Genomic DNA, 14,016 nt, shown 5'->3' on the forward strand with positions numbered 1-14,016 from the left:
ATTTTTCTAAAGTATTTGCCTTTTGAATACATTCTCGAAGAACAGGCAGGGCAATATTCAGCTTTAAGAGATTTTTCCAGATGAACCTCTTTAATATTTCCATCAGTTAAAATTTTGGTAATAATTATATCTTTATCTTCAATGTTTAAAAAATTCATGATATCATTAATCATATAGTTCCTTTCATAGTATCTAGACAATATCAATGATAAAAGAACTATAAAAAGAAACAACAACTAGTTAATTCCAGCTGTTGTTTTTTAATGCCTTTTTTGTAAGGTCATCCCCCTAAAGTTGACCCCCAAAGTTGTCCCCTAAACTTGTGCCCCCTAAATTATTTGAATAGCCAAAAACCATCATTTTTATGATGGTTTTTACTTTAATCAATTTAATCATTTAAAGAATAAGAATCATCAAAAAATTCTTTTCCTACTATTTTCTTTTTATCACGAGCTTCTTCTACTAATGAAGAAATTAGATCTTTTACTTCATTAGCATTTTTAATGTTTTTTAAGTGAATTTCTTTACTGCTATCAGCTTTTGTATATAAAATAATAGTACCAGTACCAAAGATTTTTTGTGCAAGATTTCTTTGTAAACATAAATCAGTAATACGATATAGTAGTAATTCATCATAATGGGTGCTAATTAAACCAGTTTCTTGATATAGACGCTCATTTTTTATTTGATATTTTGTAAAACTGAAAGGAAACCACATAAAATGTTTTCGATCCTGCCAAATAACTTTGTTATCCATAAAAATACCTCCATTTTATCTTTTGATAAATATTATTGTTAATAATTATATCAATAATATCAAATAAATGCTAGTATAATAACAATAATGACATTTTGTATAAAAAATAGTATAAATTCTGAAAATAAGTTTGTATATTGTATATAATTATGCTATACTCGCAAGGTGTCTAGAAAGGTATAAATGATGATTGAAAATAAATTTGAACAATTAGGATTAAGTAATGAAGTATTAAAAGCAATTGAAGATATGGGATTTTCAAAACCCTCACAAATTCAAGAAGAAGCAATTCCAGTTTTACTTACTGGAGTTGATGTAATAGGTCAAGCACAAACAGGAACAGGTAAAACATTAGCATTTGGGAGTGTTCTTTTATCTAAAATAAATCCCTCTAATGATAAATTACCACAAGCGATAATTCTTTCGCCAACTAGAGAGTTAGCAATGCAGATTCATGAGGAAATGAATAGAATTGGAAAATATAATGGCAGTAAAATTACTTGTGTATATGGTGGAAGTGATATTGAAAAACAAATTCGTACAATAAAAAAAGGAATTGATATTGTTGTAGGAACACCTGGTAGAGTAATGGATTTAATGAGACGTAAAGTTTTAAAACTTACTAATGTTAAATTTGTTGTTTTAGATGAAGCAGATGAAATGTTGAATATGGGATTTGTTGAAGATATTGAAACAATTTTAGAAAAGGTAGATGATAGTCGTCAAACAATTCTTTTTTCTGCTACAATGCCTGCAGGAATCAAGAAGATTGCTCAAAACTATATGCATGATGATTTTCGGCATGTTGCAGTTTTATCAAAACAAACAACTGCAACTTCTGTAAAACAATTTTATTATGAAGTAAGACAGAAAGATCGTTTTGAAACATTATGTCGTTTGATTGATGTTGCAAATGTAAAAACAGGAATAATTTTCTGTCGAACTAAAAGAAGTGTTGATGAAGTTACTGAACAAATGCAACAAGCTAATTATAATGTTGAAGCGATGCATGGTGATTTAAGTCAAAATCATCGTATGAATACACTTCGTAAATTTAAAAAGGGAACAATTAATTTTTTAATTGCAACCGATGTTGCTGCAAGAGGAATTGATGTTGAAAATGTAACTCATGTAATTAATTATGAGTTACCACAGGATATTGAATCATATGTTCATAGAATCGGTCGTACTGGTCGTGCAGATAAAGAAGGTTTAGCATATTCTATTATTACACCAAAAGAAAAGAATTTTTTAAGACAGATTGAAAGAGTTACTAAGTCAACAATTACTAAAGCTGTTATTCCAACACTTCAGGAAATTTCTGAAGCAAAAATAGGTGCGCTTGTTAGTGATGTGGAAGATGTTATTTTAGCAGGCAATCATAAAAAGTTTAAACAATTAGTTAATGAAATTGATCCAACATTATTAGCTGATTTTACTGCTGCCTTATTATATATGAATTATCAAGATCAATTAGGGTATAATTACACACGTGATAAAATTCAAGAAGCTAGTGGTAATGAAGGTGGTAAAAGTAAACGTAATAATAAAGATTTTACAAGGATCTTTGTTACTGCTGGTTCAATGGATCGAATTAAAGTTCCACAAGTTATTAATTTCTTTGTAAGTAAAGCTGGAATTAAAAAAGAAGATATTGGTGAAATTGATATTAAACGCAAGTTTACATTTATTGACATCAAAAAGAAAGTGGTTAATAAAGTTGTTAAAAATTGTAATAAACAAAAGATAAATAATCGTAAAATTGAAATAGAAATTGCTAATAGGAAGTAGTTATTTATAGATTTAGATTGTATTTTAGTGATACAATCTTTTTTTTGTAACAAAATATGATATTTTCAAAGCGCTTTCACTTGAATGAATGGGTGAAGATGTGTATAATATACTCATGGATTAATTCTAAGGAGGATTATATTAAATGAAAAAATATGTTTATATGTTTAGTGAAGGGAACGAAATGATGCGTGACCTTCTTGGTGGTAAAGGGGCTAACCTAGCTGCTATGGTCAATTTAGGTTTACCAGTACCACAAGGTTTTACTGTTACTACAGAAGCATGTAATGAATATTATGCTGATGGTAAAATCATCAATGATGAAATGAAAAAACAAATTGATGATTGTCTAGAAAGATTAGAAAAACTAGCTGATAAAAAACTAGGTGGATTAGATAATCCTTTATTAGTTTCAGTTCGTTCTGGGGCAAAATTCTCAATGCCTGGGATGATGGATACAATTCTTAACTTAGGTTTAAATGATGAAACTGTTGAGGTTATAGCTAAACAAACAGGTAATCGTCGTTTTGCTTTTGATAGTTATCGTAGATTTATTCAAATGTACTCTGATGTTGTTTGTGAAGTTGATAAAGAATTATTTGAAGCTAAATTAACTGAATTAAAAACAGCAAAAGGATATGAAAGTGATTTAGATATCACAGCTGATGATTTTGAAAATACAATCATTCCTCAATATAAAGAGATTTTTAAAACTCAATTAGGTAGAGATTTCCCACAAGAAGCTAAAGAACAATTAATGGGAGCTATTCTTGCTGTATTTAGATCTTGGAATAATGATCGTGCAATTATTTATCGTAATTTAAACGGAATTCCTCATGATTTAGGAACTGCAGTAAATGTTCAACAAATGGTATTTGGTAATATGGGTGATGACTCTGGTACAGGTGTATTGTTTACTCGTAATGCTGCTAATGGAGATAATCATATCTATGGTGAGTACTTAATCAATGCTCAAGGTGAAGATGTTGTTGCAGGTATTCGTACACCACAAAAAATTGCTAAATTAGAAGAAGATATGCCAGAAATCTATAAACAATTAGTTACAATTGTTAAAGGATTAGAAAAACATTATAAAGATATGCAAGACTGTGAATTTACAGTTGAAAATGGTAAATTATATATTTTACAAACTCGTAATGGTAAACGTACTGGTAAAGCAGCATTAAAAATTGCTGTAGATTTGGTACATGAAGGTTTAATCAATAAGTATGAAGCTATGACAAGAGTTGAGCCTGATCAAATTTCACAATTATTGCATCCAAACTTCACTTCTGCTGCATTAGCTGCTGCTGAAGTATTGATTGAAGGGTTACCTGCTTCACCAGGAGCTGGTGCTGGTAAAGTTTATTTAACAGCTGAAAAAGTTCATGAACAAGCTGTAGCTGGTGAAAAGGTTATTTTAGTAAGACATGAAACTTCTCCTGAAGATATTCAAGGTATGGTTGATTGTGAAGGTATCCTAACTTCTACTGGAGGAATGACAAGCCATGCGGCTGTTGTTGCTCGTGGTATGGGTAAATGCTGTATCGTAGGTGCAAAAGCTTTATCAATTGATTATGATGCAGGAACTTTTACAATTGATGGAAAAACTTATCCAGAAGGAACAGAAATTTCATTAGATGGTACAAGTGGTAAAGTTTATATGGGAATTTTAGATTCTGAAGAATCTGAATTAACAGGTGACTTTGCTGAATTAATGTCTTGGGCTGATGAAATTAAGAAATTACAAGTTCGTGCTAATGCTGATAGTCCTCGTGATGCTGCTGTAGCTATTAAATTTGGAGCAGAAGGTATTGGTCTATGTCGTACAGAACATATGTTCTTTGAAGGGGATCGTATTGAATATGTAAGACAAATGATTTTATCTGATACTGTTGAAGAAAGAATAAAAGCATTAGATGAATTATATAATTTCCAAGTTGAAGACTTTAGAGGAATTTACCGTGCAATGGTAGGATTACCAGTAACTGTACGTTTATTAGATCCACCTCTTCATGAATTCTTACCACATACTGATGAAGAATATCAAGCAGTTGCTGATAAATTAGGTAAGACATTAGAAGATGTGAAAACTAAAGGTGCTACATTGAAAGAAACTAATCCAATGTTAGGACATCGTGGTTCACGTTTGGCAGTTACTTATCCAGAAATTTACAATATGCAAGTTAGAGCAATTATTGATGCTGCTATTGATGTTGAAAGAGAATTAGGATGTACAATTGTACCAGAAATCATGTTACCTTTAATTGGAAGTGAATCTGAGATTGTTTATGTAAAAGAAAACGTTACAAAAGCAATTGATGCTGCGATTATGGCTAAAAATGCTAAAATCGAATATAAGATTGGTACAATGATTGAAATTCCAAGAGCTGCTTTAACAGCTGATGAAATTGCTAAACATGCAGAATTCTTCTCATTTGGTACAAACGATTTAACTCAAATGACATTTGGATTCTCACGTGATGATGTTGGAAGTTTCTTACCTGAATATATTAATCGTAAAGTAATTCAAGTAGATCCATTTGTATCATTAGATCAAAGTGGTGTTGGACAATTAGTTGAAATGGCTGCTTCAAAAGGTCGTAGTGTTCGTCCTAATATTAAATTAGGTATTTGCGGTGAACATGGTGGAGATCCTGAATCAATTAAATTCTGTCATAAAACAGGTTTATCATATGTTTCTTGCTCACCATATCGTGTATTAATTGCTCGTTTAGCTGCTGCACAAGCTGCTGCTGAAGAAATTATACTAGAACATACTACTGATAAAGTACTAGTAGCTGATAAATAGTAATAAAAAACGTCTCTTTATATTAAAGGGATGTTTTTTCTTTTTATACGATAATAAATTTGTTATAATTATATCGGTGATAGAATGAAAAACATAGTGATTATAGCTACTGGTGGAACAATTGCTGGAAGTGGTAAAATTGGTAAAGCGACTAATTATCAAGCTGGGAAAATAGATATTAAAGAAATTATTGATTCTATTCCAATGATTAATGAGATTGCTAATTTAACAGCTATTCAGCTTTTCAATATTGATAGTAATGAAATGAATGAACAATATTGGTTGTGTCTAACTAAAAAAATTAATGATTTAGCAAATCAGGATAATATTGATGGATTTGTGGTTACGCATGGAACTGATACATTAGATGAAACAGCATATTTTTTAAATTTAACAGTTTGTACATACAAGCCAGTTGTTTTAACAGGAGCGATGAGGCCAGCAAGCGCAACGAGTGCTGATGGACCAATGAATTTATATCAAGCAGTTTGTTTGGCTTCAAACGATGAAGCTTTGGGTCATGGGGTAATGGCACTGTTTTCAAGTACGATTTATTCTGGTAGGGATATTCAAAAAGTTAGTAATTTTAGAATTGATGCATTTGATCAAAATCATTTTGGTTGTTTAGGATATATGTATGATGATAAAGTACAAATGTTTTCAAGAACGTTTAAAAAACATACGATTTTATCTATGTTTAGTGAGAGTTTACCAGCTGAATTACCTTCTGTGGGAATTGTATATTATTATGCTGGAGCTAATGTGCAACTTTTAACAATGATGGCAAAAATTCATCAGGGTATAGTGATTATTGGTAGTGGAAGTGGGAATTATAGTAAATTATGGTTAGAAGAAATTCAAAGATTAAGTAATGAGGGAATTATTTTTGTACGTGCTTCACGTGTTAATCAGGGAATAGTTTATGAAAATTCAATTTTTGATCCTCTAAATATATGTATTCCATCTAATACACTTTCTGGGCAAAAAGCTAGAGTTTTATTGATGTTAGCATTAAGCAAAACGACTAATATTAATGAAATAAAAAAAATATTTGATGAATATTAAAGGAGAAATATTATGGAACGGATTAAACTGAATTTAGATAGCATTGCAATGATGTTGTTTTGTGCTCGTTTAAAAGCATATAAAGAAGCTCCTTTAACTACTGATGAATGGTTAATGATTGAAAAAATTATTAAGAAGAAAGAACTATCTGGTCCTGCTGGTTTACTTTCAATGACTAAGGATGAGTTGGAAAATATTTTAGAGCTTGATGAGTTTATAGCTTATAAAATGATTAAGCGTTTAGCCACATTAAATGTATTTTTAAGTATTTTAAATAATTTAGAACAAAATGGAATAAATATTACTACTAAATATGAGAATAACTACCCTCAAAGATTAGTTAAATATTTAAAGAAAAGGGCACCATTATATTTGTTTTATTGCGGAAATATTGATATCCTTAAAGTTGGAATATCGTTGGCTGGTTTGACTAAAGTAAATAAGAAAGATCGTGCTTATACAAAACGTTTACTTGATAAAATAATTGGAGATGGTTTAATATATATATCTAATGATAGTAAAGGTGTTGATGAGATAGCGTTTAAATATGCTTTGCATCAAGGGTGTAAGTGTGTTAACTTTGTATGTGAACGATTGACTGCAAAGCAAAGTGATTATCGTAAATATTTAAAATCTGGTCAATTATTGATGTTGAGTGCAGAAGATCCAAATAGTTATTTTGATATTACTAGTGCAATAGATCGTAATAGTTATGTATGTGCGCTTTCGAAATATCAAATTATTGTTTCGACAAGTATTAATAATGGTGCCACATGGTTTACTGCTTTACAGAATCTTCATAATAATTGGACTATTCCAATGGCAATTGAAGGTTTGTATTTGGGAAATGATCGTTTACTAGATATCGGAGTTACACCAATATATATAAAAGATATTATATCAGATAACTCATTTGATCGGATATATGAAAAAAATAAAAAATCATTGGTAGATGCTGAGGTAAATATTGATCAGATGTCAATATTTGAGTTTATAGGAGAATAAGATGAAATATGATTATAAAAAGTATCCAATTACGATAGGGGTAATTGGAGTGTGTATATTGGTGTATATTTATACAACAATTAGATATGGAGTAGATATGAATGCTAATGAGGGATTGGAAACTGGTGGATTTAATCCAATTTTAGTAGTTTATTTTAATGAATATTATCGATTGATTACTGCTAATTTTATTCATTTTGGTTTAATGCATATTTTTTGTAACTGTTATTCACTTGTGAATTTAGGTTCAGTTATGGAACATTTATTAGGACAAAAGCGTTATGCAATTGTGTTAGGAGCTTCGATGATAGCGACAACTTTGTTACCATGTTTACTTTTTTTTGTTAATGAAAGCGGGGCATATAGTGTGATGGGAGGAATCTCAGGAGCTATTTTTGGATTGATGGGGGCACTATTAGCTTTGGCGATAAAGTTTAAAAATGTATATGCTTATTTATTTAAACAAATTTCATCAAGTATATTATTGATGTTATTAATTTCAGTTTTGGTTCCTTCAATATCTTTAACAGGACATATTGCAGGAATGATTGGTGGTTTTATAGCAATGATATTGATAATAAAATTAATGCCTTTAACTATTTGGCAAAATAATAAAGAAACATCAAGTTATAATAATTTAATGAATTAAACGAATCTTAAAAAAGGAAGTGAATTGACTGTTAATTAGCAATATAGATAAAAGTGTTTGTACAATCATAAGGGTTTAGCAAAAAAGTATCAATTACTTATGCTGGGAAAGTTGATGCTAACTTATAAAATTATGATATTATTATGGATAGGATTGTTTCTTCACTTTTTCGTATTTTGTGGTATACCATTTCTATTTGAGTGTACTACATATTATGAAACTGGTTAATTAATTTATATAATGTGTTAAAATATGAATAGGCATAGAAATGGAGGAAAGTATGAAAGAAAAAGTAAAAAAGGCAATAATTCCAGCTGCAGGGTTGGGGACGAGATTTTTACCTGCAACAAAAGCATTAGCAAAAGAAATGTTACCAATTGTTGATACTCCAACAATTCAATATATTATTCAAGAAGCGGTTGATAGTGGAATTGAAGAAATTTTAATAATTACAAATTCTAATAAACACGCAATGGAAAATCATTTTGATAGGTCATATGAACTAGAAGCTCGTTTGAGTGAATCTGGGAAAATGGAACAAGTTAAAATGATTCAGGATATTGCTGATATGGCAAATATTTATTATATTCGTCAAAAAGAGCCTAAAGGATTGGGACATGCTGTTTTATGTGCTAAGTCATTTATTGGTGATGAGCCTTTTGCTGTATTATTAGGAGATGATGTTGTTGTTAATGATGCTAAACCAGCATTAAAACAGTTGATTGATGCATATGTATATAAAGAAGCATCAGTTGTTGGTGTACAGACAGTAGAGCATAGTGAGGTTGACAAGTATGGAATCGTCAGTCCATCTAAGTCTTATCAACGTGAATGTGGTGGACGTTTAGTTAAATTAAATGATATGGTTGAAAAACCAAATGTTGATGAGGCTCCAAGTGATATGGCTGTACTTGGACGGTATGTCTTAACTCCTAAAATATTTGAGTTATTAGAAAATCAGGAAAAGGGTGCAGGTGGTGAAATTCAATTAACAGATGCGATTAAACGTTTGATGGATATTCAGGCAGTCTATGCTTATGATTTTGAAGGTATTAGATATGATGTGGGAGATAAATTTGGATTTATTAAGGCAACGATTGATTTTGCTTTAAATCGAGATGATTTAAAAGATGAGGTTCAAAAATATATAGAATCAATTGTAAAGGGTGGTAAATGATGAGTTTTCAGGATAGATATAGTGAATATAAACAAAGGAAGGAAGCAAGAGATTTTTTTAATAAAAATAATAATGAGAAGGTCTGTAGTAAAGATTATGTTATTGCTTTTGGGGCTGGAACAGGTGTTTCAATAGTTTTAGGTTTTATTATGGAATGGGTTACATTTAAAATAGGTTTTAATTTTTCTTACTTCACTATTCTTGTGGGAGTTTTGCAGGCAACTGCAATAAAGAAAGTATTAAGAAAAAGTGGCGTGCAGTTAGCTATTATTTCAGTGGTAACATATCTATTAGGGGTAATTGTTGCACAAACTTTGTATGCAGCTATATCATTACCATACTTTAGTATTGGATTGTTTTTTGAAGTGTTTAAAACATATTTTAAATTTATGATTGTAGGAGATTTTTTAGATACCATTATTTATTTGTTAGGAGCGGCAGCTGCTTATATGGCATTAAAAGATTAGAAAGTTTAAAAAGCTTATTTAAATTGATTTTAAGTAAGTTTTTTATTTATGGAATTAATAGATGTAGTATTTGGATTTTTAAAATTATTAATACTAAAAGTTTTAATATTTATTTAGTGTGAAGGCATAAAAGTGGTTAAATATAGAATTTATTTTAGGATAAGAGTAATTGTATAAAAAATTGTTTTTTATACTCTTCTTTTAGTATTTATAACTAGCAAATAAATAAGTGTCGTAGTATAATATAGTTATGCAAAAGGAGGATTTTTAAAAATGGCTAAAAAGTTTTTATCTATGGATGGTAATACTGCTGCTGCGCATGTGGCTTATGCATTTACAGAAGTAGCAAGTATCTATCCTATTACACCTTCATCTCCAATGGCTGAAAATGCTGAGGCATGGTCTGCCCAAGGTAAGAAAAATATCTTTGGTTCACCAGTCAATGTAATTGAAATGCAGTCAGAAGCTGGAGCTGCTGGTGCAGTCCATGGTGCTTTACAAGGTGGTGCCCTTGCAACTACTTTTACGGCATCACAAGGGTTATTATTGATGATTCCAAATTTATATAAAATAGCTGGGGAATTATTACCAGGAGTATTTCATGTATCTGCAAGAGCTCTTGCAACTAGAGCATTAAATATTTTTGGAGATCATCAAGATATTTATGCTTGTCGTCAGGTTGGAATGCCAATGATTTGTTCGCATTCAGTTCAAGAAGTAATGGATTTAGGAGGAATTGCGCATTTAACTGCGATTAAATCTTCTGTTCCAGTAATGCATTTCTTTGATGGGTTTAGAACATCTCATGAAATTCAAAAAGTTGAAGTAATGGACTATGATGTATTAGAAAGTTTGCTTGATAAAGAGGCATTGGCTAGATACAAAAAAAATGCAATGAATCCACATACAAATCCAATTGAACGTGGTGGAGCTGAAAATGATGATATCTATTTCCAAGGTCGTGAAGCTCAAAATAAACATTATGATGCTGTAGTAGATGTTGTTGCTGATTATATGAATAAGATTTCTGAAATTACTGGAAGAGAGTATGCACCATTTACATATTATGGGGCAGCTGATGCATCTAGAGTAATAGTAGCAATGGGATCTGTTACAGAAACAATTAAAGAAACAATTGATGAAATGAATCGTCGAGGAGATTGTGTTGGTTTAATTAAAGTACACTTATATCGACCTTTCTCTGCTAAATATTTGTTAAATGTATTACCAAGTACAGTAGAAAAAGTTGCTGTTTTAGATCGTACTAAAGAAATGGGAGCAACTGGAGAACCTTTATATTTAGATGTAGTTAGTGTTCTAAAAGATGTTGATCATGTAAAGACTATAATTGGCGGACGTTATGGTATGGGATCTAAAGATACTACACCTCGTCAAATTAAAGCAGTTTATGATCATTTATTAGAAGATGATCCATTTACTTCATTTACGATTGGTATTAATGATGATGTAACTCATTTATCATTAAAAGAAGATCCAACATTCCATGTAGATGCTGATTATACAGCTTGTTTATTCTATGGTTTAGGGTCTGATGGTACTGTATCAGCAAATAAATCTTCAATTAAGATTATTGGTGATCATACTGATTTATATTCTCAAGCATATTTTGCTTATGACTCTAAAAAAGCAGGTGGAGCAACACGTTCAAATCTACGTTTTGGAAATACACCAATTAGAGCAACTTATTATGTAAATAATGCTGATTTTATTTCTTGTTCATTAGATAACTACGTAATTAAATATGATATGTTAAAAAATCTTAAAGATGCTGGAACATTCTTATTAAATACTGAGTTTTCTAAAGAGGAAATAGTTGATTATTTACCAAATCGTGTAAAAAAACAATTAGCTGATAAAAAAGCTAAATTCTATATTATCAATGCTAATAAAATAGCTGGTGAAATTGGTATGGGTAGAAGAACAAATACAATTCTTCAATCTGCTTTCTTTGCTTTAAACCCACAAATTTTACCAATTGATAAAGCAGTTGAATATATGAAAGAAATGGCTAAAAAGACTTATAGTAAAAAAGGTGATGCAATTGTTCAACTGAATTATAAGGCTATTGATGCTGGTAAGGATGCTATTGAAGAAGTAGCAGTTGATGCTTCTTGGTCTGATTTAACAGTAACTACAACTAGAAGTGTCACTGGAGATGAGCATTTTGATGAGTTTGTTTCTGTGATTAATAGTTTAGATGGTTATGATTTACCAGTTTCTGCTTTCATGGATAAACTAGATGGTTCGATGCAATCAGGAATAGCGATTAAAGAAAAACGTGCAATTGCAACTGAAGTGCCTCGTTGGAAGAAAGAAAACTGTATCCAATGTAATAACTGTGTAATGGTATGTCCACATGCTACTATTAGAGCATTCTTGTTAGATGAAGAAGAAATGGCTAATTTACCAGAAAATATTGGTGATGATATCTTAGTTCCAATGGGTAAAGATATGGGTGGATTGGTATATCGTATTCAAGTTTCACCAGATAACTGTGTTGGATGTGGTTTATGTGTAACTGAATGTCCAGGTAAAAAAGGTGAAAAGGCACTTGAAATGGTACCAGTAAAAGAAGAATTAAAACATGCTAAATTAGCAGACTACATGTATGAACATGTAAGCTATAAAACAGATAAGTATCCTTTAACTACTGTAAAAGGTGTTGGATTTATGAGACCTTATTTCGAAGTTTCAGGAGCATGTGGTGGATGTGGAGAAACTCCATATTACCGTCTAGCATCACAATTATTTGGTAAAGATATGATGATTGCTAATGCTACTGGATGTAGTTCAATTTATAGTGGATCAACTCCTTCAACACCATGTAATATAGATAAAGATGGGCAAGGACCTGCTTGGGCAAATTCATTATTTGAAGATAATGCTGAGTTTGGTTTTGGTATGAAACTTGCTGAAAACTATAAAGCTAATCATCTATTAAGTGTTATTGACGCTAATAAAGCTGATTGTGAACCTGAATTAAAAGAGTTGTTAGAAGAATATATCGCAAGTAAAGGTAACCGTGAACAAGAAAGAACAATTGTTGATAAGATGTTACCGTTGATTATCGCTTCTAAAAATGAAGGAATTAAAGAATTACTAGGTCAAGAAGGAGATTTAGTAAGTAAATCTCAATGGATTATTGGTGGAGATGGTTGGGCATATGATATCGGTTATGGCGGTGTTGATCATGTTTTAGCTAGTGATCAAAATGTTAATATATTAGTATTGGATACTGAAGTATATTCAAATACTGGTGGTCAATCATCTAAATCATCTCAAGCTGGTTCAATTGCTAAATTTACAGCAGGTGGAAAAACAGTTGCTAAAAAGGATTTAGCACAAATTGCTATGGCATATGGACATGTATATGTAGCACAAGTTGCTATGGGAGCTAATCCAATGCAAACAATTAAAGCATTTAAAGAAGCAGAGTCATATAATGGACCATCATTGATTATTGCATACTCACCATGTATGGAACATGGTATTAAGGGTGGCTTATCTAATCATCAAAAACAGCAAAAAGATGCTGTTGCTTGTGGATATTTCAATTTATTGAGATATGATCCACGTTTAGAAGATGCAGGCAAAAATCCATTACAATTAGATTCTAAAGAACCTGATTTTAATAAATTTAAAGATTTCTTGTTATCTGAAAACCGTTTTGCTCAATTATCTAAGATTAATCCTGAGCATGTTGAAGAATTGATGGAAAAATGTTTAGCAGATGCTAAAAAGCGTAGAGCAAGATTAGATAGAATGTTATAATTAGTATTTAAAGAGCAGAGGATTTTTCTTCTGCTTTTTTATTTATTTGCAAAAAAGCTGATTATTTTATTACTTTTATAAAATTTGATAAAAAATCAAAAAAAATGTATAAAATTCTTTACAAGCGGGAATATAAGTGTTAGAATGTGTATGCGCTTGAGGAAAGCGAGATCATTGAAAACTAAACAGAATTAAGAAACACACGTCAATATCCGGAAGGATAGAAAAGAAAAAGAAGAGCTAAACAAACGAAGAGTTGTTTGAAAGATAAAACAATGGAGAGTTTGATCCTGGCTCAGGATGAACGCTGGCGGCGTGCCTAATACATGCAAGTCGAACGCGGGCACTTGTGCCCGAGTGGCGAACGGGTGAGTAATACATAAGTAACCTGGCCTTTACAGGGGGATAACTGCTGGAAACGGTAGCTAAGACCGCATAGGTAGGGACACTGCATGGTGACCGTATTAAAAGTGCTGCAAGGCACTGGTAGAGGATGGACTT

General features: G+C 31.1%; 9 protein-coding genes and 1 rRNA gene. 9 read left to right on the top strand and 1 reads right to left on the bottom strand.

What is annotated here, in order from left to right:
* Nucleotides 1-388: 388 nt before the first annotated feature.
* Nucleotides 389-757 carry a PH domain-containing protein gene (locus BMW96_RS12935; protein WP_092356731.1) on the bottom strand — a complete coding sequence of 123 codons (369 nt, stop codon included), beginning with the start codon at nucleotides 755-757 and terminating at the stop codon, nucleotides 389-391.
* A 186-nt stretch (nucleotides 758-943) separates the two neighbouring features.
* On the opposite strand from BMW96_RS12935, the gene BMW96_RS12940 reads away from it, so the two are divergent.
* From BMW96_RS12940 to BMW96_RS12980, 9 genes are all read left to right on the top strand, one after another.
* On the top strand, nucleotides 944-2,548 hold the full coding sequence (locus BMW96_RS12940; RefSeq protein WP_092356755.1) for a DEAD/DEAH box helicase: 1,605 nt from the start codon (nucleotides 944-946) through the stop codon (nucleotides 2,546-2,548).
* A 145-nt stretch (nucleotides 2,549-2,693) separates the two neighbouring features.
* Nucleotides 2,694-5,360, top strand: coding sequence for a pyruvate, phosphate dikinase (gene ppdK / locus BMW96_RS12945; RefSeq protein WP_092356734.1), 2,667 nt, complete (start codon nucleotides 2,694-2,696; stop codon nucleotides 5,358-5,360).
* Between the two features lie 84 nt (nucleotides 5,361-5,444).
* Nucleotides 5,445-6,425, top strand: coding sequence for an asparaginase (locus BMW96_RS12950; RefSeq protein WP_092356737.1), 981 nt, complete (start codon nucleotides 5,445-5,447; stop codon nucleotides 6,423-6,425).
* 12 nt (nucleotides 6,426-6,437) lie between these two features.
* Entirely contained in the window at nucleotides 6,438-7,430 is a 993-nt protein-coding gene (locus BMW96_RS12955) for a DNA-processing protein DprA (protein ID WP_092356740.1), read from the top strand.
* A 1-nt stretch (nucleotide 7,431) separates the two neighbouring features.
* Nucleotides 7,432-8,079 carry a rhomboid family intramembrane serine protease gene (locus BMW96_RS12960; RefSeq protein ID WP_092356743.1) on the top strand — a complete coding sequence of 216 codons (648 nt, stop codon included), beginning with the start codon at nucleotides 7,432-7,434 and terminating at the stop codon, nucleotides 8,077-8,079.
* Between the two features lie 280 nt (nucleotides 8,080-8,359).
* A complete protein-coding gene (gene galU, locus BMW96_RS12965; RefSeq protein ID WP_092356746.1) occupies nucleotides 8,360-9,256 on the top strand; it encodes a UTP--glucose-1-phosphate uridylyltransferase GalU in 897 nt (298 codons plus the stop codon).
* Entirely contained in the window at nucleotides 9,256-9,723 is a 468-nt protein-coding gene (locus tag BMW96_RS12970; RefSeq protein ID WP_228762322.1) for a hypothetical protein, read from the top strand. Before galU ends, BMW96_RS12970 begins: the two co-directional genes overlap by 1 nt.
* A gap of 273 nt (nucleotides 9,724-9,996) precedes the next feature.
* The gene (gene nifJ, locus BMW96_RS12975) at nucleotides 9,997-13,515 is read left to right on the top strand and encodes a pyruvate:ferredoxin (flavodoxin) oxidoreductase (RefSeq protein WP_092356752.1); all 3,519 of its coding nucleotides are present in this window, start codon (nucleotides 9,997-9,999) and stop codon (nucleotides 13,513-13,515) included.
* A gap of 272 nt (nucleotides 13,516-13,787) precedes the next feature.
* A 16S ribosomal RNA gene (locus BMW96_RS12980) occupies nucleotides 13,788-14,016 on the top strand; the annotation flags it as partial.

Source organism: Thomasclavelia cocleata, assembly GCF_900102365.1.
Lineage (GTDB): Bacteria > Bacillota_I > Bacilli_A > Erysipelotrichales > Coprobacillaceae > Thomasclavelia > Thomasclavelia cocleata.